This window comes from Burkholderia sp. BCC0322 (assembly GCF_902833045.1).
GTDB lineage: Bacteria > Pseudomonadota > Gammaproteobacteria > Burkholderiales > Burkholderiaceae > Burkholderia.
This window is the reverse complement of record NZ_CADFDU010000015.1, coordinates 76,406-99,543: the sequence shown is the minus strand read 5'-3', so window position 1 is coordinate 99,543 and position 23,138 is coordinate 76,406. Positions and strand designations below refer to the sequence as shown.

Below are 23,138 nucleotides of genomic sequence, written 5' to 3'. Positions count from 1 at the left end.
TGCTGCGCGCGGGTTCCGCCCCCGTGCACATGAAGCCGCCGTTATGTCGCGTACACGGCGGATTTGCGCCGAATTCTCATTATCTGGGCAACGCATTCAAATATTGGAGGCGAGTGCGTGCGCTCCTACAATCCGAAGCACATCGACAGCTTCGGACCCATGCATCGCGCGGCGCCCGACGCACACGGAGACACCTTCCATGAAGTTCGCCGGGCGCTTTATTCGGTGCATCGACCGCCGCTTCGTCGCGATGCCGGACGCAGTTCCGGCATCGTGCGAACGGCTTCACCGGTTCCGTTGAAGAAGCCCGCCCCATGAACAAGATGCCCGACACACTTGCCCTCGACGCCCGGCGTGCGACGCCGGACGATGCGTCGCTGACCGACAGCATCGGCGCGACCAGCACGCCGCTCGATCTCGCTGCGCAGCAGGCCGGCACGCAGACGCTGCTGCGCGGTCTTGCGATCCTCGAGGCGATCGCGAACGGCGCGCGCGACATGCGCGCGATCGGCGCCGCGCTCGGCACGACGCGCAGCACCACGCACCGCCTCGTGAGCAGCCTCGTGCAGGCGCGCTACCTGCGCCAGGTGCAAGGCGGCTACCTGCTCGGCCCGAAGCTGATCGAACTCGGCACGATCGCGCTCGAGCAGATGCCGCTCACCGCGGTCGCGCGGCCGCACCTCGAAGCGCTCGCGGAAGCGACGCTCGACACGATCCATCTCGGTGTGCGCGACGGCGACGACGTGCTGTACATCGACAAGATTCCCGGCACGCGCGGCCTCGAGATGCGCTCGCGCGTCGGCCACCGGATGCCGCTCGCATCGACCGGCATCGGCAAGGCGATGATGCTCGACACAGATCCCGACACGTGGCGCTCGCTGTTCGAGGCGGCCCGGCGTGCGCTTGCCGGCGTCAATTTCAAGCCGGACAACCGGCCCGAGACGAGCGCGTTCCTGCAGCGCATGGCGCATTACGCGGCCGGCGGCTATACGTTCGATCTCGAGGAGAACGAGGCGTCGATCCGCTGCGTGGCCGCGCCGATCCGCGACGCATCGGGCGCGATCGTCGCGGCCGTGTCGGTTGCGAGCACGATTCCGTACATGCCGCACGACCGGATGGACGAACTGATTCCGCTCGTGCAGCGCGAGGCGCGAGCCATTTCCGCGGAACTGGGCTGGAGCCCGCCGCAGGGTACCCGCAGGATCAAACGATGACGACTTCGACCCGGCCCGTTCCGGATGCCAGCACCGCCGCGCCGTCGCTGATCGCGCTCGACTGGGGCACGACGTCGCTGCGCGCTTACCTGTACGACGCGCACGGCGCGCTCGTCGACACGCGCAGCCGCCCGGCGGGCGTGATGCATGTGCCGGGCGGCGGCGCGCGCGCGTTCGACGCGGTGTTCGAGGAAGCGTGCGGCGACTGGCTCGACCGCACGCCGGGCCTGCCGGTGCTCGCCGCCGGAATGGTCGGCAGCGCGCAGGGCTGGCGCGAGGCGCCGTACGTCGCGGTGCCGGCCGGCGCCGATGCGCTCGTCGCGGGCCTCATCACGGTGACGACGTCGCGCGGCACGACGATCTCGATCGTGCCGGGCGTCATCGCCACGGGCGAATTGCCCGACGTGATGCGCGGTGAAGAAACGCAGATATTCGGTGCACTCGCGAGCGATCCCATGCTTGGCGCCGATCGTTCAGGGCTACTGATCGGCTTGCCGGGCACCCATGCGAAATGGGCGTGGGTGAGGGACGGGTTGATCGAGCGCTTCCAGACCTTCATGACGGGCGAGTTGTTCGCGGCGCTGCGCGACCACACGATCCTCGGCCGCACGATGCGCGCCGGCGCGTCGCCCGATCGCGCGGCGTTCGTGCGCGGCGTCTCGGTCGCGCGCGGCGCGCAGCGCACGGGGCTGCTCGCGACGATCTTCAGCACACGCACGCTCGGCTTGACCGACCGACTCGCGCCCGATGCGCAGGGCGACTACCTGTCCGGGCTGCTGATCGGCCATGAACTCAACGCGCTCGACGCGATGCTCGCGGAGCGCGGCATCGCGCTCGCGGACCAGCCGCTGCTGCTGATCGGCGACGACAGCTTGTGCGCGCGCTACGCCGACGCGCTCCAGGCATTCGGCCACCCGTCCGTCCGCGTCGTCGCGCATGCGACCGAGCGCGGCCTGTGGCGGATCGCGTCGCGCGCCGGGCTCGTGCGTGCAGATGGCGAGCCTGTCTGCGCCGACCAATGAACCGTTTGCAGAGGAAGCTTCGATGCCGTCCGACCTGACCTTGCCCGCGCCGTACGCGCCCCATGCCGCGCTGATGCGTGCGTTCGACGCGTGCCCGCTGATCGCGATCCTGCGCGGGATCACGCCCGCCGAAGCGGCCGACCACGGCCATGCGCTCTATGAAGCCGGCTTCCGGATCGTCGAGGTGCCGCTCAACTCGCCCGATCCGTTCGACAGCATCGCGGCACTGCGGCGTGCGTTGCCCGACGACGCGATCGTCGGCGCGGGGACCGTGCTGCGCGCCGAGTATGTCGACCGCGTGCAGGACGCGGGCGGTGCGCTGATCGTGATGCCGCACAGCGACGCGGCCGTGATCCGCCGCGCACGCGAGCGCGGCCTCGCGAGCGCCCCGGGCGTGGCGACGCCGACCGAAGCATTTGCGGCGCTCGCGAACGGCGCCGACGTGCTGAAGATGTTTCCGGCCGAGCAACTTGGCTTGCCGGTCGTGAAGGCGTGGCGCGCGGTGATCGACCGCGCGGTGCCGCTGATTCCGGTCGGCGGCATCTCGCCCGACAACATGGCGCCGTTCCTCGACGCCGGCGCGAACGGTTTCGGGCTCGGCTCGGCGCTGTACCGCCCCGGCCAGTCGGTCGACGCGACCGCGGCGAACGCGCGCGCGTTCCAGGCCGGCTTGCGCATCGCGCGCGGCGGAGCGGCATGATGGGCCGCCTTGCGGACAAGGTCGCGATGGTGACGGGCGCGGGCCGGGGTATCGGCGCCGCGATCGCCCGCGCGTTCGTTCGCGAGGGGGCGGCCGTCGCGCTCGTCGATCTCGATTTCCCGCAGGCGCAGCGCACGGCCGCCAAGATCGTGCACGAGATTGCCGGCGCGCGGGTGCTGCCGCTGCAGGCGGACGTCGCGCGGCAGGATGCGGTGCGCGATGCGCTCGCGCAGACCGAGGCGGCATTCGGCCCGCTCGACGTGCTCGTGAACAACGCCGGCATCAACGTGTTCGCCGATCCGCTGACGATGACCGACGACGACTGGCGCCGCTGCTTCGCGGTCGACCTCGACGGCGTATGGCACGGCTGCCGCGCGGCGCTGGAAGGCATGGTCGAGCGCGGCCGCGGCAGCATCGTGAACATCGCGTCGACGCATGCGTTCCGGATCATCCCGGGCTGCTTTCCGTACCCGGTCGCGAAGCATGGCGTGCTGGGGCTCACACGTGCGCTCGGCATCGAATACGCGCCGCGCAACGTGCGCGTGAACGCGATCGCGCCGGGCTACATCGAGACGCAGCTCACGCGCGACTGGTGGGACGCGCAGCCTGATCCGGCCGCCGCGCGCGCCGCGACGCTCGCGCTGCAGCCGATGAAGCGGATCGGCCGGCCGGAGGAAGTCGCGATGACGGCCGTGTTCCTGGCGTCCGACGAGGCGCCGTTCATCAATGCCGCGCGCATCACCGTCGATGGCGGGCGCGCGGCGCTGTACCACGACTGACGCAACGATTCGAAAGACCGCACGTGCGACGGCCGCGCGCACGCTGCGTCGAAACCAACAAGCGGCTGCATCCTGTTCGATGAAGACAAGGAGACACTGGAGATGAAACGCAGAACGTTCGTAACGCTGGCCGCTGCGGCCGCGGTGGTGATCGGAAGCCCGGTCGTGCATGCGGCCGATCCGGTCAAGATCGGCTTCCTCGTCAAGCAGCCGGAAGAGCCGTGGTTCCAGGACGAGTGGAAGTTCGCCGAGATGGCGGCGAAGGACAAGGGCTTCACGCTCGTGAAGATCGGCGCGCCGTCCGGTGAAAAGGTGATGAGCGCGATCGACAACCTGTCCGCGCAGAAGGCGCAGGGCTTCATCATCTGCACGCCCGACGTGAAGCTCGGGCCGGGCATCGTCGCGAAGGCGAAGTCGCACAACCTGAAGATGATGACGGTCGACGACCGCCTCGTCGACGGCGCGGGCAAGCCGATCGAGTCGGTCCCGCACATGGGGATCTCCGCGTACAACATCGGCAAGCAGGTCGGCGACGGCATCGCGGCCGAAATCAAGAAGCGCGGCTGGGACATGAAGGACGTCGGCGCGATCGACATCACCTACGAGCAGCTGCCGACCGCGCATGACCGCACGAGCGGCGCGACCGACGCGCTGGTGGCCGCCGGCTTTCCGAAGGCGAACGTGATCGCGGCGCCGCAGGCGAAGACCGACACCGAGAACGCGTTCAACGCTGCGAACATCGCGCTCACGAAGAATCCGCAGTTCAAGCACTGGGTGGCGTACGGCCTGAACGACGAAGCCGTGCTCGGCGCGGTGCGCGCGGCCGAAGGGCGCGGCTTCAAGGCGGACAACATGATCGGCATCGGCATCGGCGGTTCCGATTCGGCGCTGAACGAGTTCAAGAAGCCGCAGCCGACGGGCTTCTACGGCACCGTGATCATCAGCCCGAAGCGCCACGGCGAGGAAACCTCGGACCTGATGTACGCGTGGATCACGCAGGGCAAGGCACCGCCGGCGCTGACGCTGACGACGGGCATGCTCGCGACGCGCGACAACGTGTCGAAGGTGCGCGAGGAGATGGGGCTCGCGTCGAAGTAAGCGGCCCGCCGGCTGCCGCGGCGATGCGGCGGCCGGCGGTCGATCGATCCGGAAGTGGGGAGACGACGTGTCAGTGGCACTGCGTTTTGACAATATCGGCAAGGTCTTTCCTGGCGTGCGCGCACTCGACGGCATCTCGTTCGACGTGCATGCGGGCGAGGTGCATGGCCTGATGGGCGAGAACGGCGCGGGCAAGTCGACGCTGCTGAAGATTCTCGGCGGCGAATACCAGCCCGATGCGGGCAGCGTGCTGGTCGATGGCCAGCCCGTGCAGTTCGCGAGTGCGGCCGCGTCGATCGCGGCCGGCATCGCGGTGATTCACCAGGAGCTGCAGTACGTGCCCGACCTGACGGTCGCGGAAAACCTGCTGCTCGGCCGCCTGCCGAATGCATTCGGCTGGGTGAAGAAGCGCGAGGCGAAGCGCCACGTGCGCGAGCGGCTCGCCGCGATGGGCGTCGATCTCGATCCCGACGCGAAGCTCGGGCGGCTGTCGATCGCGCAGCGGCAGATGGTCGAGATCTGCAAGGCGCTGATGCGCAATGCGCGCGTGATCGCGCTCGACGAACCGACCAGCTCGCTGTCGCATCGCGAGACCGAGGTGCTGTTCAAGCTCGTCGACGACCTGCGCGCACAGGGCCGCGCGCTGATCTACATCTCGCACCGGATGGACGAGATCTACCGGCTGTGCGATGCGTGCACGATCTTCCGCGACGGGCGCAAGATCGCGTCGCACGAATCGCTGGCCGACGTGCCGCGCGAACGGCTCGTCGCCGAGATGGTCGGGCGCGAGATTTCGGACATCTACCATTACGCGCCGCGCGCGCTCGGCGACGTGCGCTTCGCGGCCGAAGGCGTCGACGGCCCGGCATTGCGCGAACCCGCGAGCTTCTCGGTGCGCGCGGGCGAGATCGTCGGCTTCTTCGGGCTCGTCGGCGCGGGCCGCAGCGAGCTGATGCGGCTCGTGTACGGCGCGGATCACCGGCGCGCGGGCGTGCTGACGCTCGACGGCGCGCGCATCGACGTGAAGCGTACCGGCGACGCGATCCGCCACGGCATCGTGCTGTGCCCCGAGGATCGCAAGGAAGAAGGAATCATCGCGATCGCGTCGGTCGCGGAGAACATCAACATCAGCTGCCGCCGCCATTCGCTGCGCGCGGGGCTCTTCATCAACCGCAAGGCCGAAAGCGAAACGGCCGATCGTTTCATCCAGCGGCTCAAGATCAAGACCCCGAACCGGCGGCAGAAGATCCGCTTCCTGTCGGGCGGCAACCAGCAGAAGGCGATCCTGTCGCGCTGGCTCGCGGAGCCCGACCTGAAGGTCGTGATCCTCGACGAGCCGACGCGCGGGATCGACGTCGGCGCGAAGCACGAGATCTACGACGTGATCTACCGGCTCGCGGAACGCGGCTGCGCGATCGTGATGGTGTCGTCGGAGCTGCCGGAAGTGCTCGGCGTGTCCGACCGCATCGTCGTGATGCGCGAAGGCCGGATCGCGGGCGAGCTGCCGCGCGAACAGGCGAACGAACACGCGGTGCTGAGCCTCGCGCTGCCGCAGACGAGCGCCGTCGAGGCAGCTTGACGCAGGGCACGACAATCGAATCGGACACGCGCGGCGCGGGCCGTGCAATGCAGGAGCAGGAGACACAACCATGCAAGTCAACGAAAACCTTGGCAGCGCCGCCGTGAAGCGGTCGGCCGACGCGCTGGTGCCGCAGCAGAGCGACCGCCAGAAGTGGTGGCAGCATCTGACCGAATACAGCCTGATCGCGATCTTCGCGGTGATGTTCATCACGATGTCGCTCACCGTCGATCACTTCTTCTCGATCGACAACATGCTCGGCCTCGCACTGTCGATCTCGCAGATCGGGATGGTCGCGTGCACGATGATGTTCTGTCTCGCGTCGCGCGACTTCGACCTGTCGATCGGCTCGACCGTCGCGTTCTCGGGCGTGCTGTGCGCGATGGTGCTGAACGCGACCGACAATACGTTCGTCGCGATCGTCGCGGCGGTTGCGGCCGGCGCCGCGATCGGTTTCGTGAACGGCGCGGTGATCGCGTACCTGCGCATCAACGCGCTGATCACGACGCTCGCGACGATGGAGATCGTGCGCGGGCTCGGCTTCATCGTATCGAAGGGGCAGGCGGTCGGCGTGTCGTCGGATACGTTCATCGCGCTCGGCGGGCTGTCCCTGTTCGGCGTGTCGCTGCCGATCTGGGTCACGCTGTTGTGCTTCATCTCGTTCGGCATACTGCTGAACCAGACAGTGTATGGCCGCAACACGCTCGCGATCGGCGGGAACCCGGAAGCCTCGCGGCTCGCGGGGATCAACGTCGAACGCACGCGCGTGTACATCTTCCTGATTCAGGGCGCGGTGACGGCGCTCGCCGGCGTGATCCTCGCATCACGCATCACGTCGGGCCAGCCGAACGCCGCGCAGGGTTTCGAGCTGAACGTGATCTCCGCGTGCGTGCTCGGCGGCGTGTCGCTGATGGGCGGCCGCGCGACGATCTCGGGCGTCGTGATCGGCGTGCTGATCATGGGCACCGTCGAGAACGTGATGAACCTGCTGAACATCGACGCGTTCTACCAGTACCTCGTGCGCGGCGCGATCCTGCTTGCTGCGGTGCTGCTCGACCAGCTGAAGAACCGCGGCGTCCGCGACTGACCCGATCTGCTCTTACGGAGACGAACCGCATGACCATCGACACTTCCGCGCGCGACCCGCACACCGCGAGCCACGCGCGCTATGCACGGTATCCGAGCCTCGAGGATCGCGCGGTGCTGATCACCGGCGGCGCGACCGGCATCGGCGCGGCGTTCGTCGAGCACTTCGCCGAACAGGGCGCGCGCGTCGCGTTCGTCGACCTCGACGCGGCGGCCGGTACCGCACTGGCGGAAGGCCTCGCGCACGTCCGTCATGCGCCGCTGTTCCTGCCTTGCGACCTGACCGACATCGGCGCGCTGCGCCATGCGATCGACGCGATCCGCGCGCGCATCGGTGCGATCGCGGTGCTCGTGAACAATGCGGCGAACGACGCGCGCCACGCGATCGGCGACGTGACGCCCGAATCGTTCGACGCGGGCATCGCGGTGAACGTGCGGCACCAGTTCTTCGCCGCGCAGGCGGTGATCGACGACATGAAGCAGCAGGGCGGCGGCGCGATCATCAACCTCGGCTCGATCAGCTGGATGCTGAAGAACGGCGGCTATCCCGTCTACGTGATGGCGAAGGCGGCCGTGCAGGGGCTGACGCGCGGTCTCGCGCGCGACCTCGGCCCGTTCGGCATCCGCGTGAATTCGCTGGTGCCCGGCTGGGTGATGACCGACAAGCAGCGCCGGCTGTGGCTCGACGACGCGGGCCGCGCGGCGATCAAGGCCGGCCAGTGCCTCGATGCCGAACTGCTGCCGGCCGATCTCGCGCGGATGGCGCTGTTCCTGGCAGCCGACGACAGCCGGATGATCACCGCGCAGGACGTGATCGTCGACGGCGGCTGGGCCTGACCGTTCGCACGACCTGCATCGTTTCTTCGACGAAGGAAAGGAGTTCACCATGACCGCCACGTCCTCGCACGCATCGTCGTCCACCAGTCAGTCGCGCCGCGCGCGCCTGGCCGCCGCCGCGCAGCCGGTCAGCCCCGGCCCGCAGACGGCTGCCTTCGCGCAGGGCGTCGGCGCTGCGCATGCGGCAGCCGTCACGCTGTCGAACGCGTCGCTGCGGCTCGACGTGCTGCCGCATCTCGGCGGCGGCATCGCGCGCTTCGACTGGCGCGGCGACAACGGCGCGCTGATGCCGGTGTTCCGCCGCTGCGAGCATCCGGAGACGGCGACGGACCCGAACGAACTCGCGTGCTATCCGTTGCTGCCTTACTCGAACCGGATCGGCGACGGGCGGTTCGAATGCGACGGGCGCAGCGTCGCGGTGCCGCGCAACCGCCGCGACGAGCCGATGCCGATCCACGGCGACGGCTGGCTCGCACCGTGGCAGGTGGACGATGCGACCGGCACGTCACTGCAACTGTCGCTCGATGGCACCGCCGGCGCGCCGTATGCGTTCCGCGCGATCCAGTCGTTCGAGCTCGACGACGCAACGCTGTCGATCGCGCTGACGATCGAGAACGCGGGGCGCACGCGGCTGCCGTTCGGGCTCGGCGTGCATCCGTTCCTCGTGCGCGATGCCGCGACCGAGCTGGCCGCGGCCGCCGGCGGGTTGTGGCTGTCGGGCGCCGATTTCCTGCCGGTGCGGCACGTGAGCGTGCCGCCGGCCTGGCAGTTCGGCGTCGCGTATCCGCTGCCGGCCGTGCTCGTCAATCATGCGTTCACCGGCTGGGGTGGCCACGCGACGGTGAGCTGGCCGCGCCGCGGGCTGTCGCTGACGGTGGCGGCCGACGCCGACGCGTACGTGCTCTATACGCCGCCCGGCGAGGATTTCTTCTGCTTCGAGCCGGTCGATCATCCGATCAATGCGGTGAACCTGCCGGGCGGCGCGACCGCGCACGGGATGACGCTGCTCGCGCCCGGCGAGCGGCTCACACGGCGTTTCGCGTTCACCGTCGAGCGCGCCGATGCGCGCGGCAATGCCGCGACACGCGAGGCGCGCCGGCGACGCGGGTAAAATACGCGGTCTACCAACGGTTTGCCGCGAGTACCCGCCATGTCTTCCCCGCTTACTTTCATCGAATCGCTGCGCGCCGCGTGGCAGCGCACGAACTCGCTGCTGTGCGTCGGCCTCGATCCCGAGCCGTCGCGTTTTCCCGTGCAGTTCGACGGCCAGCCCGACGCGATCTTCGAATTCTGCCGGCAGATCGTCGACGCGACCGCGCAATACGCGAGCGCGTTCAAGCCGCAGATCGCCTACTTCGCCGCGCATCGCGCGGAAGACCAGCTCGAGCGGCTGATCGCGCACATCCACCTCCAGCATCCGGGCCTGCCCGTGATCCTCGACGCGAAGCGCGGCGACATCGGCAGCACGGCCGAGCAGTATGCGCGCGAAGCGTTCGAGCGCTACCGCGCGGACGCCGTCACGGTGAACCCGTACATGGGCTACGACTCGGTCGAGCCGTACTTCGAGCACGAAGGCAAGGGCGTGATCGTGCTGTGCCGCACGTCGAACCCGGGCGGTTCCGACCTGCAGTTCCTCGACACGAACGGCCGGCCGCTGTACCAGGTCGTCGCCGACCTCGCGGCGAACAAGTGGAACGCGAGGAACGGCCAGATCGGCCTCGTGGTCGGCGCGACGTTCCCGAAGGAAATCGAGATCGTGCGCGGGATCGTCGGCGACATGCCGCTGCTGATTCCGGGCATCGGCGCGCAGGGCGGCGACGTGCAGGCGACCGTCAACGCGGGCCGCACGGCCGACGGCACCGGCATGATGATCAACTCGTCGCGCGCGATCCTGTATGCGAGCAAGGGCGAGGATTTCGCTGAAGCCGCGGCGCTCGCCGCGCAGAAGACCCGCGACACGATCAACGCGCATCGTTGATCGGTCGCATCGGCTGCCCGCTCGGACAGCCGGTTCCGGCGGGCTCCCAGTCGTGAGCCCGTCGCTTCCCTGCCGCTTTCTCCCGCGGCCCGGCTTGCACTGGCGCACGCGGACAACTTCCCGTCGCTTGCGCACCGCATCCCCGCACGCCAATCGCGCGCTGCTGCGCAGCACGGTGCGCACCCCCCGGCCCGATCAGCCCTCGCGCTCGTCGAGCAGCTTCAGCAGCCCGCGCAGCGCATGCGCGGCCGCCTGCGTGCGGATCTGCTCGCGGTCGCCCTTGAACACGAGCGTCTCGACGTCGGTATGCAGCCGGTTGCTCCAGCCGAACGACACGGTGCCGACCGGCTTCTTCTCGCTGCCGCCGGCCGGGCCGGCGATGCCCGTGACGGACAGCGCGACCTGCGCGCGGCTGTTGCGCAGCGCGCCTTCGGCCATCGCGCGCGCGACGGGCTCGCTGACGGCGCCGTGTTTGTCGATCAGGTCGTGCGGTACGCCGATCATCTCGATCTTGGCCTGGTTCGAGTACGTGACGAAGCCGCGCTCGAACCACTGGCTGCTGCCGGAGATGTCGGTGATCGCCGCGGCGATCATGCCGCCGGTGCAGGATTCGGCGGTGGCGAGCGTCAGGTGCTCGTCACGCAACTTGTTGCCTGCGCGGATCGCAAGCTGATGGACGACGGAATCGGTTGGCATGCGCGTCGGGAAACGGGAGTCGGGAAATCGGTCAGCCGACGACGGAGCGCCACAGGGCGATCACGAGCAGCGTCATGAACGCGGCGACCAGGTCGTCGACCATGATGCCGAGCCCGCCTTTCAGGCGGCGCTCGACATAGCGGATCGGCGGCGGCTTGAGCATGTCGAAGCAACGGAACGCGACGAACGCCCACAGCTGGCCGACGAAGGTCGCGGGCGTGACGAACAGCATCACGAGCCAGATCGCGACGATCTCGTCCCAGACGACGGCGCCCGGATCGGCCGAGCCCATCTTCCTCGCGGTGAAACCGGTGAGCCTCGTGCCCGCCACGAAGCCGATCGCGATCAGCGCCCACCATTCGGGCACCGTCAGGTAGCGGTTGAGCACGACGAACGTGAGCCAGCCGAACAGCGAGCCGAACGTGCCGGGCATGATCGGCGCGAGCCCGCTGCCGAAGCCGAGCGACACGAGGTGCGCCGGGTGCGACAGCATGAAGCGCGCGGTCGCGCGCCGCGGCGCGTTGCCGCCGGATGCGGCGCCGGGCTCGGCCGCGGCGTGCGCGGGCGTCGGGTCAGTCTGCATGGAAGTGGTCGAAGCCGTGCAACGTGAGAGCGAGGGGCGCGCCAGCGGCATCGCGCCACGTGATCGCGGGCTGCTCCGACGGCGCGGACAACGCGCGTATTGTACCGATTCGGGTGACCGGCACGCCGGCCGTCACGCCGGCCGCTTCGACCGCCGCGCGGGCCGCCGCCGGCGCGGTGAAACACAGTTCGTAATCGTCGCCGCCGGCCAGTGTGCAGCGGCGCTGTACGTCCGGCGGCAGCGTGGCGAGCGCGGCCGAGCGCGGCACCGCGTCGGCATCGATTTCGGCGCGCACGTTCGAGCGGGCCAGGATGTGCTGCAGGTCGCCGGCGAGGCCGTCCGAGATGTCGAGCGCCGCGTGCGCGACGCCCGCGAGCGCCAGGCCGAGCGCAATGCGCGGTTCGGGGCGCTCGAGCGCACGCCGGAACGCGGCTGCCTCGTTTGCGCCGGCCGTCCATTCGCCGCGCGCGACGCCGAGGCCGGCGCGCGCATCGCCGAGCGTGCCGGACACCCAGACGTCGTCGCCGTCGCGCGCTGCGTCGCGGCGCAACGCCGCGTCGGGCGCGACTTCGCCGAATACGGTCACGCACAGGTTCAGCGGGCCGCTCGTCGTGTCGCCGCCGATCAATTCGCAACCGTAGCGCTCGGCGAGCGCGAACAGCCCGTTGCTGAACGCTTCCAGCCACGCCGCGTCGGCACGCGGCAGCGCGCACGCGAGCGTGAACGCGCGGGGCTCGGCGCCCATCGCCGCGAGGTCGGACAGGTTGACCGCGAGCGTCTTGTGGCCGAGCGCGTCGGGCGCGACGTCGGGGAAGAAGTGGCGGCCTTCCACCAGCATGTCGGTCGAAATGGCCAGCAATTTCCCGGATCGGGGCGTGATCAACGCGCAATCGTCGCCGATGCCGAGCGTCGACGCGCGTGCGCCCTGCGCGGCGCGGCGCGTGAAGAAGCGTTCGATCAGCGAAAACTCGGAGAGGGCGGCTGGCACGGCGGATGGATCCGAAACGATTGCAGGAACGGCATTGTACGAGGCGAACGGCGGCGTTCCTGCACCGTTCCGCCCATTTTTGTCGCGGCTGTTGTACCCGAATCGTCGGTCTTGCGGCCGATGATTGGCGCTACAATGCCGTCGAAGAGTTATTCTAATCCGCCCGTCAAGAGACACATGTCCACCCAAGCCTCCTCCAAAGCCAAGCTCCGCGAAGCCGCGCTCGACTATCACGAATTCCCGACCCCCGGGAAAATCGCGATCGCCCCGACCAAGCAGATGATCAACCAGCGCGACCTCGCGCTCGCGTACTCGCCGGGTGTGGCGTACGCGTGCGAGGAGATCGTCGAGAATCCGCTCAATGCGGCGCGCTTCACCGCGCGCAGCAACCTGGTCGGCGTCGTCACGAACGGTACGGCGGTGCTCGGCCTCGGCAACATCGGCCCGCTCGCGTCGAAGCCGGTGATGGAAGGCAAGGCCGTGCTGTTCAAGAAGTTCGCGGGCATCGACGTGTTCGACATCGAGCTGAACGAGTCGGACCCGCACAAGCTCGTCGACGTGATCGCCGCGCTGGAGCCGACCTTCGGCGGGATCAACCTGGAAGACATCAAGGCGCCGGACTGCTTCATCGTCGAACGCGAAGCGCGCAAGCGGATGAAGATCCCGGTGTTCCACGACGACCAGCACGGCACCGCGATCGTGGTGGCCGCGGCCGTCACGAACGGGCTGAAGGTCGTCAACAAGGACATCAAGAAGGTCAAGCTCGTCGCGTCCGGCGCGGGCGCGGCCGCGCTCGCGTGTCTCGACCTGCTGGTCGACATCGGCCTGCCGCTCGAGAACATCACGGTGACCGACCTGGCCGGCGTGGTCTACAAGGGCCGCACCGAACTGATGGATCCGGACAAGGAGCGTTTCGCCCGCGAAACGGACGCGCGGACGCTGGCCGAGGTGATCGACGGCGCGGACATCTTCCTCGGCCTGTCGGCCGCCGGCGTGCTGAAGCAGGAGATGGTGAAGGGCATGGCCGAGCGCCCGCTGATCCTCGCGCTCGCGAACCCGACGCCGGAAATCCTGCCGGAACTCGCGCTCGAAGTGCGCCCGGACGCGGTGCTGGCCACCGGCCGTACCGACTACCCGAACCAGGTCAACAACGTCCTGTGCTTCCCGTTCATCTTCCGCGGCGCGCTCGACGTCGGCGCGACGACGATCACGCGTGAAATGGAGATCGCGGCCGTCAATGCGATCGCCGAGCTCGCGCAGCACGAGCAGAGCGACATCGTCGCGACCGCGTACGGCATCCAGGACCTGTCGTTCGGGCCCGAATACCTGATTCCGAAGCCGTTCGATCCGCGCCTGATCGTGAAGATCGCACCGGCCGTCGCGCAGGCCGCGATGGACGGCGGCGTCGCGACGCGCCCGATCGAGGACATGGAGGCGTACCGCGTCCACCTGCAGCAGTTCGTGTACCACAGCGGCACGACGATGAAGCCGATCTTCCAGATCGCGCGCGCCGCGCCGGAAGAGAAGAAGCGCGTGGTATTCGCGGAAGGCGAGGAGGAGCGCGTGTTGCGCGCCGTTCAGATCATCGTCGACGAAAAACTCGCGACGCCGATCCTGATCGGCCGGCCGGGCGTGATCGAGCACCGTATCCAGCGCTACGGCCTGCGGCTGAATCCGGGCGTCGATTTTACGGTCGTCAACACCGAGCACGACGCGCGCTACCGCGACTTCTGGCAGACGTACTACAAGATGATGGCGCGCAAGGGCATCAGCGAGCAGCTCGCGCGCGTCGAGATGCGCCGCCGCACGACGCTGATCGGCTCGATGCTGGTGAAGAAGGGCGAAGCGGACGGGATGATCTGCGGCACGATCAGCACCACGCACCGCCACCTGCACTTCATCGACCAGGTGATCGGCAAGCGCCCGGGTTGCAGCGTGTACGCGGCGATGAACGGCCTCGTTCTGCCGGGCCGCCAGATTTTCCTCGTCGACACGCACGTGAACGTCGATCCGACCCCGGAAGAGCTGGCCGAGATCACGATCATGGCGGCGGAAGAAGTCCGCCGCTTCGGCATCGAGCCGAAGGTCGCGCTGCTGTCGCACTCGAATTTCGGCACGAGCAACGCACCTTCGGCGAAGAAGATGCGCGATACGCTCGCGATCCTGCAGGAACGTGCGCCGGAGCTGAAGGTTGACGGCGAGATGCACGGCGATGTCGCGCTCGACGCGGCGCTGCGCAAGGAAATCCTGCCGGAGTCGACGCTGGAAGGCGACGCGAATCTGCTGATCCTGCCGAACATCGACGCCGCGAACATCGCGTACAACCTGCTGAAGACGGCCGCGGGCAACAACATCGCGATCGGGCCGATCCTGCTGGGCGCCGCGCAGCCGGTGCACGTGCTGACCGAATCGGCGACCGTTCGCCGCATCGTCAATATGGCGGCGCTGCTGGTCGCCGACGTGAACGCCGCGCGCTGAGCCAAAACGAACGCGCCAGGCAGGTCGAACCGGCGTGGCGCGTCGGGCGAAATTGTAAACAAAAGCAAAAAGAGGCGTGCCCGCCATGGGCACGCCGTCGGGCAGGGCGCAAACGCGCTTCCCTCAAAGCAACAGCAGCATCTCTCCACTCCGGGTAGCGAGCGCGGCAAGGAGGCAGGGTCTTGCCAGACGAGAGATGCCGCCTGCATTTTATCTCATGTAAGATAAATGTAGTGTGAATTAGGTAAAAAATGCGCCATTCCGGGCATCGCGACACTTTCGATTCCCAAACGGACATTGATTCGCGCGGCCAATAACGCTACGCTAACGCCTTTGTTGGTCGTCAACTACTTGATTTAACAGCGGGAACCCTGGTTCATGGCACGCAAGTGGCTCCGCAACGGCGCGCTCGCGTCCGTCTTCGCGATGTTCGCGATGGGTATCGTCGGCACGCCGACGGGCAGTCTGGTTTCCGCCGCTTACGCACGGGAGGCCGTTTCGGCCGACGTGGCCGCCAGCGGGCTCGATACGATCCCGACCGCCCGTCTTCCGCGCGAGGCCGTGACCACGCTGGGTCTGATCGGCGCGGGCGGCCCCTATCCGTACGAGAAAGACGGCGTCGTGTTTGGCAACCGCGAGCGGATCCTGCCAAAAGCGAAGCGCGGCTACTACCATGAGTACACGGTGCCGACGCCGCGTGCCCGCAATCGCGGTGCGCGCCGGATCGTCTGTGGCGGGCCATTGCGCCGGATCGACAACTGTTATTACACGGGCGACCACTACAACAGTTTTAAACGTATTGTTGAATGACTTCGGGACGAATGGCATGAGCGACTCCATCTACGCGCACGATACGGCGGCGGCGGAACTGTTCGCGGCCGGCGATGGCAATCTGTTTCAGCGCGTGATCCAGCTGCACGCGGCGGCGCAGGCTGGCAGCACGCCGGAGCAACAGGAAGCCGAGCCCGGGCTTTCATCGAACGAGGAGCCTATGAGCCTTTTCACGACCGTGCGACCCAATCTCGTGCAGTCGATCCGCGCGTTCCGCGTGCAGGATCTCGCCGACGAAGCCGGTCGGCTCGGCCAGCATTTTCTGTATGCATATTGCGGCGCCGCGCAGTCGAAGCAGGAAGTCATGGAAACGATCGCGACGTCGTTCCTGTTCCCGAAGCATTTCGGGAAGAACTACGACGCGTTGTACGATTGCCTGACCGACCTCGTCGCGAAGGCCGGCGCGCAGCCGGGTTTCGTGATCGTCCTCGAAGGGCTGCCGATCGCGCAGAAGTTCGACAAGGAAGGGCGCGAGACGCTGCTCGACGTGTTCCGCGAGGCGGCCGAATTCTGGGCCGAGCGCAAGGTCGCGTTCCGCGTGTTCTACTCGTTCGCGTAAGCACGCGTCGGCCAGCGGCCGATTCGACAACATTTCTAAGAGCCCGCTTCGAGCGGGCTTTTTTTTGCGTCCGCGCGATGCGTCCGGGCCGGAACGGTGCGGGACTCGCTGACATTGTCCTTTCATCCGGCACCTTTTTTCGAGACAATCTCAGTCGGCCCGGCCGCGGCAGCCGCCGCATCGGGTACGTACAACAAACCATCGAGAGAGGGCTGTCTTCCCATGAATATTTCCCGTTCCGCACGCGCTGTCGTGCTGCCCCTTCTGGTCGCGGCGGGCGCCGCGCATGCGGCGCCGCTTACGCCCGAGCAGACCGTCGATCTTTACATTGGCGCATTCGTCAACGGCGACGTGTCGAAAGCCCGCGAATTCAACGATGCGGTGCGCACGAGTTACAGCGGCAAGGACGCGCTCAACGTCGACGTTCTGTCGAAGTTGGGCGAATCGATGCGCAAGGACATGGCCGAAGACTTGCTGGCGCCGATGCCGCCGAAGGCGAGTGCCGCATTGCGTCCGTCGGTCGAAAGCATGGCAGCGGCCTATCAGCGTGCGATCAATCGCTCGGAATGCAAGGCAACCGGGTCGTCGCAACGACCGAACTCGGCTCTCGAGGGCAAAACGATCGCGACGGTTGAAATTGCATGCCGCATCCCGGATGTGGGGCCCGGCGCGAAGGCACTGGAGGCGAAGCTCGGCAACGGCCGCCTGAAGAATGATGCGGCCCGGATTGTCGCGTTCAATGCGATCTTCTCCGGCATGGCGAAGGTGCTGGACGCGTCGCCGGTAACGCATTCGGTGACAGGCAAGATCGATGTCTACAGCCTGGCAGGCGGCTGGACGACCGGCAGCCCGCAAGACGTGCTGACACCGGTTCTCGACGCGTTGTCCGAAGCGATGCCGCACGGCTCGTCGAGCGACAAGTAAGTTGCGATAGACCGCTGCGCCACATTCCGGTGGTGATGCCGGCCGCGTATCGCGCAGCGACCGGGTGGCGTGTGCTCAGGGCGTGTCGCGCCGTCTCGCGGCGGCGCGACTCCCCGTCACCATCCGCCCCAACGCGCCGCGAGCGCCGCGAGCACGGCCGCGCCGGCCGTCTCGGTGCGCAGCACGCGGGGCCCGAGCGACAGCGCGGTGAACCCGCGCGCGCGGGCCGCGTTTTCCTCGTCGGGCGACAGCCCGCCTTCCGGTCCGATCAGCAGCGTGACGGTCGCAGCCGGCGGCACGTCGGGCAGCGACGCGAACGGGATGCTCGCGCGCGGCGACAGCAGCAGCCGCAGCGCGCCGTCCGCCGGTGCGGCCGGCAGCGTATCGAGCCATGCGTTGAAGCCGGCGATGGGCGCGACGTCGGGTATGCGGTTGCGCCCGCATTGCTCGCACGACGCGCGCACGACGCCGCGCCAGTGCGCGACGCGCTTGTCCGCGCGCTCGCCGGAAAGCTTCACGACGCCGCGCGCGGTCGACAGCGGCACGACCGCCGCCACGCCGAGCTCGACGGCCTTCTCGATCACCCAGTCCATCTTGTCGCCGCCGGCGATGCCTTGCGCGAGCGTCACGCGATAGGGCGGCTCGGCTTCGGCCGGCTCGAACGCGTCGATCTGCGCGAGCGCGCTGCGCTTGTCGATCTCGACGAGCCGTGCGCGGTACTGGCCGCCGGTGCCGTCGAACAGGGCGAGCGCGTCGCCGGGCTGCAGGCGCAGCACCTGCGCGTGGCGCGCGACATCGGCCGGCAACGCAAGCGTGGCGTCGGCGCGCAGTGTCGCGTCGACGAAAAAGCGCGGCACGGCCGCGGTGGTGGTGGCTTCGTTCATGCGTGTAACGGTTTGGGTCATGCGTCGAGACGGCGGCCGAGCGCCCATCGGTAGCCGTCGAGATCCTCGATCTGTGCGAACCGGTCGCCCCAGAACTGATCCTGCGGCGCACTCAGCGATTTCGCGCCCGCGTCGAGCGCGCGCTGCCAGGTGGCGTCGACGTCGTCGACATACAGATAGAACGATTGCGGCGCGGTGGCGTTCGCACTCTTCGGCGTGAGCGCGGTCGAGCCGAATGCACCTTCGGGCGCGAACATCACGATCAGCTGGCCGCGATAGGCCATCTCGACGTGCATGATCGCGCCGTCTTCGTCGTGCACGTCGCGCAGTTCGAAGCCGAATGCGGCCTTGAAGAAATCGATGGCCGCACGTGCATTGCGTACGGCCAGGTAGGGCGTCAACCAAGGCACGTTGGCCGGACGTGGATCGGTCATGAAAATCTCCTGTGGGGGCGCCTGGGCACGTGCTCTGATTCTGTGCCTGGGCGTTCGTTCAGGGGGCGGCGCGGCGTCCGGGGCGTGTCGCCGCGGTGCCACGCATCACGCATCCTGCGAAGACGTGAAGAAAAAACGGAAGCGGGGCGACCGCGCGGACGCTCAGCGGCGGACGCCCAGTGTATCGCGCAGCGCGCACGGCAGGGCAAAGAGGGACGCATGCAGCCGTGCGTCGTAGTAGCGCAAACCCTGGACGCGGCGGGCCGCGAGCCGTTCGTCGATGTCGTGCGCGAACAGCGCGGCTGCGTCGAGCGTATCGCTCGCGATCGCCATCAGCCACTGCGAGCCGTACAGCGGCACGTGCGCGGACAACGGATCGACGACCGCGAAGCTCGCGCGCAGGTCGTCGAGCAGCGCGGCGATGCGCGTCGGGTGGAACACCGGCGAGCCGAGGTGCATCGAGATCGCGCCGCACGGCGTCAGGATCCGCTTGAGCCGCGCATAGAACGCGCGCGTGTAGAGGCCGGCCGCCGGCGAATCGGGCGGCGTGAGATCGAACACGACGAGATCGAAATGCTCGACGGTCGATTCGACGAAATGAGCGGCGTCGCCGATCACGACCTCGACGCGCGGGTCGTCGAGCGAACCCTGGTGCACGTCGTCGAGATAACGGCGCGCCATCCCGACCACTTCGTCGTCGAGCTCCGCGATCACGATCCGCTCGATGCATGCATGCTTGAGCAACTGGCGCGCCGCGCCGCCGTCGCCGCCGCCGAGCACGAGCGCGCGGCGCGGCGACGGATGCGCGAGCGCGGCCGGGTGCGTCATGCACTCGTGATAGACGTACTCGTCGCCGACCGACGTCATCGGCCGGCCGTCCAGCGTAAACAGGCGGCCGAGCTGCGGGGTTTCCCAGACCTCGATCTGCTGGTGCGGGGACGCGACGCGCGCGAGCCGCCGGGCGTTCGGGAAGCCGTAGGCGGCATCGGGCGTAGGGTGAAAGAGAAGCGTCGTGCTCACGGGTGGGCCGCTCAGGGCTGGCAGTTCCGACGTCTGAATTATAGGAGGCGGGCGGTTTGACGGAAAACCGTGCCGGAACACCGTGCATGGACAAGGGAAATGTCAGCCCATCTGTTAAAATGACGAGCTTTGCAGCCCCGTCCGTAGGCTCCGTCCGCTTCGCGTCCGTCAGGCGCCGCACCGCGCGCCGGGAACGATTGACGCTCGAGCTTCCGGATGCCGCCGTGCCCCCGTTTCCTCGACTCGTTCTCCGGACTCGACATGACGACTTCGTCTCCCGCCTCTACCACCCTGATGGCCAACGCGATCCGTGCGCTCGCGATGGACGCCGTCCAGCAAGCGAACTCCGGCCACCCCGGCATGCCGATGGGCATGGCCGAAATCGGCGTCGCGCTCTGGTCGCGCCATCTGAAGCACAACCCGACGAACCCGCACTGGGCCGACCGTGACCGCTTCGTGCTGTCGAACGGCCATGGCTCGATGCTGCTGTACTCGCTGCTGCACCTGACTGGCTACGACCTGCCGATGGAAGAGCTGAAGAACTTCCGCCAACTGCACTCGAAGACGCCGGGTCACCCGGAATACGGCATCACGCCGGGCGTCGAGACGACCACCGGCCCGCTCGGCCAGGGTCTCGCGAACGCGGTCGGCATGGCGCTCGGCGAAGCGCTGATGGCCGACGAGTTCAACCGTGACGGCGCGAAGATCGTCGATCACCACACGTACGTGTTCCTCGGCGACGGTTGCCTGATGGAAGGCATCTCGCACGAAGCCTGCTCGCTCGCCGGCACGCTGAAGCTGAACAAGCTGATCGCGCTGTACGACGACAACGGCATCTCGATCGACGGCGACGTCGTGAACTGGTTCCACGACGACACCCCGAAGCGTTTCGAAGCCTACGGCTGGAACGTGATCCCGAACGTGAACGGCCATGACGTCGACGCGGTCGACGCAGCGATCGCGAAGGCGAAGCTGTCGGACAAGCCGACGCTGATCTGCTGCAAGACGGTGATCGGCCAGGGCGCGGCGACCAAGGCAGGCGGCCACGACGTGCATGGCGCGGCGCTCGGCGCGGAAGAAATCGCGAAGACGCGCGAAGCGCTCGGCTGGACGTGGGCGCCGTTCGTGATTCCGCAGGAAGTCTATGCGGCATGGGACGCGAAGGAAGCCGGCAAGCGCGCGGAAACCGAATGGAACGAGACGTTCGCGGCCTATCGCGCGAAGTTCCCGGCAGAAGCCGCCGAATTCGAGCGCCGGATGGCCAACCAGCTGCCGGCCGACTGGGCCGAGAAGGCCGCCGCAATCATCGCCGGTGCGAACGAGCGCGCGGAGACGGTGGCGACCCGCAAGGCGTCGCAGCAGGCGATCGAAGGGCTGGCAGCCGCGCTGCCCGAGTTGCTCGGCGGCTCGGCCGACCTGACCGGCTCGAACCTGACCAACTGGAAGGCATCGAAGGCTGTCCGTGCGAATCCGGAAGGCCCGGGCGTCCAGCTGGGCAACCACATCAACTACGGCGTGCGCGAATTCGGCATGAGCGCCGCGATCAACGGCCTCGCGCTGCACGGCGGCCACAAGCCGTTCGGCGGCACGTTCCTGACGTTCTCCGACTACAGCCGCAACGCGCTGCGCGTGGCCGCGCTGATGAAGGTGCCGTCGATCTTCGTGTTCACGCACGATTCGATCGGCCTCGGCGAAGACGGCCCGACGCACCAGTCGATCGAGCACGTGTCGAGCCTGCGCCTGATTCCGAACCACGACGTATGGCGTCCGGCCGACACGGTCGAGACGGCAGTGGCGTGGACCCACGCGATCGCAGCCGACCGTCCGTCGAGCCTGATCTTCAGCCGCCAGAACCTGGCGTTCAACCCGCGTACCGATGCGCAGATCGCGAACATCGAGAAGGGCGGCTACGTGCTGAAGGACTGGGACGAAGAGATCGTCGCGCGCAAGATCATCCTGATCGCGACGGGCTCGGAAGTCGAACTCGCGATGAAGGCCGTCGAGCCGCTCGCGCAGCAGGGCATCGCGGCACGCGTCGTGTCGATGCCGTCGACCAACGTGTTCGATCGCCAGGACGCCGAGTACCGTGAGCGCGTGCTGCCGCACGGCGTGCGCCGCGTCGCGATCGAAGCGGGCGTGACGGCCTTCTGGCACAAGTACGTCGGCCTCGAAGGCGGCGTCGTCGGGATCGACACGTTCGGTGAGTCGGCACCGGCCGGCGTGCTGTTCAAGCACTTCGGCTTCACTGTCGAGCACGTCGTCGAGACCGCCAAGGCAGTGCTGGCCTAAAAACATACGCGACGCGCGCCGCCCCTCGCGCGCGTCGCACCGTGAAGCTGCACGAAACGAATTTTTTCAGCCATCAGGAGATAGACCATGACGATTCGCGTCGCAATCAACGGCTACGGCCGTATCGGCCGCAACACGCTGCGCGCGTTTTATGAAAACGGCAAGAAGCACGATCTCGAGATCGTCGCGATCAACGATCTGGGCGACGCGAAGACCAACGCGCACCTGACCCAGTACGACACCGCGCACGGCAAGTTCCCGGGCGAAGTGTCGGTCGACGGCGACTACCTCGTCGTGAACGGCGACAAGATCCGCGTGCTGGCGAACCGCAACCCGGCCGAACTGCCGTGGGGCGAGCTCGGCGTCGACGTCGTGATGGAGTGCACGGGCTTCTTCACGACGAAGGAAAAGGCGAGCGCGCACCTGAAGGGCGGCGCGAAGAAGGTGATCATCTCGGCGCCGGGCGGCAAGGACGTCGACGCAACGATCGTCTACGGCGTGAACCACGACGTGCTGAAGGCCGAGCACACCGTTATCTCGAACGCATCGTGCACGACGAACTGCCTCGCGCCGCTCGTCAAGCCGCTGAACGACAAGATCGGCCTCGAAACCGGCCTGATGACGACGATCCACGCGTACACGAACGACCAGGTGCTGACGGACGTCTACCACGAAGACCTGCGCCGCGCGCGTTCGGCCACGCACAGCCAGATCCCGACGAAGACCGGCGCCGCTTCGGCCGTCGGTCTCGTGCTGCCGGAACTGAACGGCAAGCTCGACGGTTACGCGATCCGCGTCCCGACGATCAACGTGTCGATCGTCGACCTGTCGTTCATCGCGAAGCGCGACACGACGGTCGAGGAAGTCAACGCGATCATGAAGGAAGCATCGGAAGGCGCGCTGAAGGGCATCCTTGGCTACAACGACGCACCGCTGGTGTCGATCGACTTCAACCACAACCCGGCTTCGTCGACGTTCGACGCAACGCTGACCAAGGTGTCGGGCCGCCTCGTCAAGGTGTCGAGCTGGTACGACAACGAGTGGGGGTTCTCGAACCGCATGCTGGATACGGCTGTCGCATTCGCGAACGCGAAGTAATCCTGCACGTTGCGCGGCCGCCGCGAGGCGGCCGGCGTGGCGAACGAGCCCGGCCCGGTTT

At 67.8% G+C, this 23,138-nt stretch carries 22 protein-coding genes; 16 read left to right on the top strand and 6 right to left on the bottom strand.

Annotated features, from left to right (window positions below; all coding sequences use genetic code 11):
- The first annotated feature begins 314 nt into the window (after positions 1 to 314).
- The 10 genes from HWX39_RS30495 to pyrF all read left to right on the top strand — a co-directional run bounded on the left by HWX39_RS30495 (position 315) and on the right by pyrF (position 10,293).
- Complete coding sequence (locus HWX39_RS30495; RefSeq protein ID WP_089424455.1) at positions 315 to 1,214, top strand: IclR family transcriptional regulator; 900 nt, start codon at positions 315 to 317, stop codon at positions 1,212 to 1,214.
- Positions 1,211 to 2,236: a 2-dehydro-3-deoxygalactonokinase gene (locus HWX39_RS30490; RefSeq protein ID WP_175971380.1), complete on the top strand. Its 1,026-nt coding sequence runs from the start codon at positions 1,211 to 1,213 to the stop codon at positions 2,234 to 2,236. Before HWX39_RS30495 ends, HWX39_RS30490 begins: the two co-directional genes overlap by 4 nt.
- Before the next feature lie 22 nt (positions 2,237 to 2,258).
- Positions 2,259 to 2,936, top strand: a complete 678-nt coding sequence (locus HWX39_RS30485) for a 2-dehydro-3-deoxy-6-phosphogalactonate aldolase (RefSeq protein ID WP_175971379.1) — start codon at positions 2,259 to 2,261, stop codon at positions 2,934 to 2,936.
- Complete coding sequence (locus HWX39_RS30480; RefSeq protein ID WP_175971429.1) at positions 2,936 to 3,715, top strand: SDR family oxidoreductase; 780 nt, start codon at positions 2,936 to 2,938, stop codon at positions 3,713 to 3,715. The genes HWX39_RS30485 and HWX39_RS30480 overlap by 1 nt, the downstream gene beginning before the upstream one ends.
- A 102-nt stretch (positions 3,716 to 3,817) precedes the next feature.
- Positions 3,818 to 4,813, top strand: a complete 996-nt coding sequence (locus HWX39_RS30475; RefSeq protein WP_175971378.1) for an arabinose ABC transporter substrate-binding protein — start codon at positions 3,818 to 3,820, stop codon at positions 4,811 to 4,813.
- Between the two features lie 67 nt (positions 4,814 to 4,880).
- On the top strand, positions 4,881 to 6,392 hold the full coding sequence (araG, locus tag HWX39_RS30470) for an L-arabinose ABC transporter ATP-binding protein AraG (RefSeq protein ID WP_175971377.1): 1,512 nt from the start codon (positions 4,881 to 4,883) through the stop codon (positions 6,390 to 6,392).
- Positions 6,393 to 6,462: 70 nt separating this feature from the next.
- Positions 6,463 to 7,479 (top strand): L-arabinose ABC transporter permease AraH, encoded by a 1,017-nt coding sequence (gene araH / locus HWX39_RS30465; RefSeq protein WP_175971376.1) that lies wholly within the window; start codon positions 6,463 to 6,465, stop codon positions 7,477 to 7,479.
- Positions 7,480 to 7,508: 29 nt separating this feature from the next.
- Positions 7,509 to 8,315 (top strand): SDR family oxidoreductase, encoded by an 807-nt coding sequence (locus HWX39_RS30460; RefSeq protein WP_175971375.1) that lies wholly within the window; start codon positions 7,509 to 7,511, stop codon positions 8,313 to 8,315.
- Between the two features lie 49 nt (positions 8,316 to 8,364).
- Entirely contained in the window at positions 8,365 to 9,426 is a 1,062-nt protein-coding gene (locus HWX39_RS30455; protein WP_175971374.1) for an aldose 1-epimerase, read from the top strand.
- A 39-nt stretch (positions 9,427 to 9,465) separates the two neighbouring features.
- On the top strand, positions 9,466 to 10,293 hold the full coding sequence (gene pyrF / locus HWX39_RS30450) for an orotidine-5'-phosphate decarboxylase (protein ID WP_175971373.1): 828 nt from the start codon (positions 9,466 to 9,468) through the stop codon (positions 10,291 to 10,293).
- A gap of 195 nt (positions 10,294 to 10,488) precedes the next feature.
- Here pyrF and HWX39_RS30445 read toward each other — a convergent pair whose 3' ends face one another.
- The 3 genes from HWX39_RS30445 to thiL are packed head-to-tail and all read right to left on the bottom strand — an operon-like array spanning position 10,489 to position 12,560.
- Complete coding sequence (locus HWX39_RS30445) at positions 10,489 to 10,989, bottom strand: CinA family protein (RefSeq protein WP_175955645.1); 501 nt, start codon at positions 10,987 to 10,989, stop codon at positions 10,489 to 10,491.
- A 31-nt stretch (positions 10,990 to 11,020) separates the two neighbouring features.
- Positions 11,021 to 11,572, bottom strand: a complete 552-nt coding sequence (locus HWX39_RS30440) for a phosphatidylglycerophosphatase A (RefSeq protein ID WP_175971372.1) — start codon at positions 11,570 to 11,572, stop codon at positions 11,021 to 11,023.
- The gene (gene thiL, locus HWX39_RS30435; RefSeq protein ID WP_175971371.1) at positions 11,562 to 12,560 is read right to left on the bottom strand and encodes a thiamine-phosphate kinase; all 999 of its coding nucleotides are present in this window, start codon (positions 12,558 to 12,560) and stop codon (positions 11,562 to 11,564) included. Before thiL ends, HWX39_RS30440 begins: the two co-directional genes overlap by 11 nt.
- A gap of 135 nt (positions 12,561 to 12,695) precedes the next feature.
- On the opposite strand from thiL, the gene HWX39_RS30430 reads away from it, so the two are divergent.
- The 4 genes from HWX39_RS30430 (at position 12,696) to HWX39_RS30415 (ending at position 17,352) form a co-directional block, all read left to right on the top strand.
- A complete protein-coding gene (locus tag HWX39_RS30430; RefSeq protein WP_279613116.1) occupies positions 12,696 to 15,038 on the top strand; it encodes an NADP-dependent malic enzyme in 2,343 nt (780 codons plus the stop codon).
- A 378-nt stretch (positions 15,039 to 15,416) separates the two neighbouring features.
- Positions 15,417 to 15,848 (top strand): ribonuclease, encoded by a 432-nt coding sequence (locus HWX39_RS30425; protein ID WP_034182701.1) that lies wholly within the window; start codon positions 15,417 to 15,419, stop codon positions 15,846 to 15,848.
- Between the two features lie 16 nt (positions 15,849 to 15,864).
- Positions 15,865 to 16,428 (top strand): barstar family protein, encoded by a 564-nt coding sequence (locus tag HWX39_RS30420; protein WP_175971369.1) that lies wholly within the window; start codon positions 15,865 to 15,867, stop codon positions 16,426 to 16,428.
- A 114-nt stretch (positions 16,429 to 16,542) separates the two neighbouring features.
- Positions 16,543 to 17,352: a hypothetical protein gene (locus tag HWX39_RS30415; RefSeq protein WP_244135125.1), complete on the top strand. Its 810-nt coding sequence runs from the start codon at positions 16,543 to 16,545 to the stop codon at positions 17,350 to 17,352.
- A 116-nt stretch (positions 17,353 to 17,468) separates the two neighbouring features.
- Here HWX39_RS30415 and HWX39_RS30410 read toward each other — a convergent pair whose 3' ends face one another.
- The 3 genes from HWX39_RS30410 to speE form a co-directional block, all read right to left on the bottom strand.
- Positions 17,469 to 18,236 (bottom strand): 16S rRNA (uracil(1498)-N(3))-methyltransferase, encoded by a 768-nt coding sequence (locus HWX39_RS30410; protein ID WP_175971368.1) that lies wholly within the window; start codon positions 18,234 to 18,236, stop codon positions 17,469 to 17,471.
- 17 nt (positions 18,237 to 18,253) lie between these two features.
- Positions 18,254 to 18,670: a VOC family protein gene (locus HWX39_RS30405; RefSeq protein WP_041492737.1), complete on the bottom strand. Its 417-nt coding sequence runs from the start codon at positions 18,668 to 18,670 to the stop codon at positions 18,254 to 18,256.
- A 162-nt stretch (positions 18,671 to 18,832) separates the two neighbouring features.
- Complete coding sequence (speE, locus tag HWX39_RS30400; RefSeq protein ID WP_175971367.1) at positions 18,833 to 19,690, bottom strand: polyamine aminopropyltransferase; 858 nt, start codon at positions 19,688 to 19,690, stop codon at positions 18,833 to 18,835.
- A gap of 216 nt (positions 19,691 to 19,906) precedes the next feature.
- On the opposite strand from speE, the gene tkt reads away from it, so the two are divergent.
- Positions 19,907 to 21,979: a transketolase gene (gene tkt, locus HWX39_RS30395; RefSeq protein ID WP_175971366.1), complete on the top strand. Its 2,073-nt coding sequence runs from the start codon at positions 19,907 to 19,909 to the stop codon at positions 21,977 to 21,979.
- Positions 21,980 to 22,066: 87 nt separating this feature from the next.
- Positions 22,067 to 23,077 (top strand): type I glyceraldehyde-3-phosphate dehydrogenase, encoded by a 1,011-nt coding sequence (gene gap / locus HWX39_RS30390; RefSeq protein ID WP_006485712.1) that lies wholly within the window; start codon positions 22,067 to 22,069, stop codon positions 23,075 to 23,077.
- Positions 23,078 to 23,138 lie beyond the last annotated feature (61 nt).

Coding starts and splice junctions, on each gene's coding strand:
- HWX39_RS30430 (WP_279613116.1), top strand. CDS start 12,696: ATGCCGTCGAAGAGTTATTCTAATCCGCCCGTCAAGAGACACATGTCC.
- pyrF (WP_175971373.1), top strand. CDS start 9,466: ATGTCTTCCCCGCTTACTTTCATCGAATCGCTGCGCGCCGCGTGGCAG.
- HWX39_RS30410 (WP_175971368.1), bottom strand. CDS start 18,236: ATGAACGAAGCCACCACCACCGCGGCCGTGCCGCGCTTTTTCGTCGAC.
- gap (WP_006485712.1), top strand. CDS start 22,067: ATGACGATTCGCGTCGCAATCAACGGCTACGGCCGTATCGGCCGCAAC.
- HWX39_RS30485 (WP_175971379.1), top strand. CDS start 2,259: ATGCCGTCCGACCTGACCTTGCCCGCGCCGTACGCGCCCCATGCCGCG.
- HWX39_RS30480 (WP_175971429.1), top strand. CDS start 2,936: ATGGGCCGCCTTGCGGACAAGGTCGCGATGGTGACGGGCGCGGGCCGG.
- tkt (WP_175971366.1), top strand. CDS start 19,907: ATGCCGCCGTGCCCCCGTTTCCTCGACTCGTTCTCCGGACTCGACATG.
- HWX39_RS30495 (WP_089424455.1), top strand. CDS start 315: ATGAACAAGATGCCCGACACACTTGCCCTCGACGCCCGGCGTGCGACG.
- HWX39_RS30420 (WP_175971369.1), top strand. CDS start 15,865: ATGAGCGACTCCATCTACGCGCACGATACGGCGGCGGCGGAACTGTTC.
- HWX39_RS30440 (WP_175971372.1), bottom strand. CDS start 11,572: ATGCAGACTGACCCGACGCCCGCGCACGCCGCGGCCGAGCCCGGCGCC.
- HWX39_RS30405 (WP_041492737.1), bottom strand. CDS start 18,670: ATGACCGATCCACGTCCGGCCAACGTGCCTTGGTTGACGCCCTACCTG.
- HWX39_RS30445 (WP_175955645.1), bottom strand. CDS start 10,989: ATGCCAACCGATTCCGTCGTCCATCAGCTTGCGATCCGCGCAGGCAAC.
- HWX39_RS30475 (WP_175971378.1), top strand. CDS start 3,818: ATGAAACGCAGAACGTTCGTAACGCTGGCCGCTGCGGCCGCGGTGGTG.
- HWX39_RS30455 (WP_175971374.1), top strand. CDS start 8,365: ATGACCGCCACGTCCTCGCACGCATCGTCGTCCACCAGTCAGTCGCGC.
- araH (WP_175971376.1), top strand. CDS start 6,463: ATGCAAGTCAACGAAAACCTTGGCAGCGCCGCCGTGAAGCGGTCGGCC.
- HWX39_RS30460 (WP_175971375.1), top strand. CDS start 7,509: ATGACCATCGACACTTCCGCGCGCGACCCGCACACCGCGAGCCACGCG.
- HWX39_RS30490 (WP_175971380.1), top strand. CDS start 1,211: ATGACGACTTCGACCCGGCCCGTTCCGGATGCCAGCACCGCCGCGCCG.
- HWX39_RS30425 (WP_034182701.1), top strand. CDS start 15,417: ATGGCACGCAAGTGGCTCCGCAACGGCGCGCTCGCGTCCGTCTTCGCG.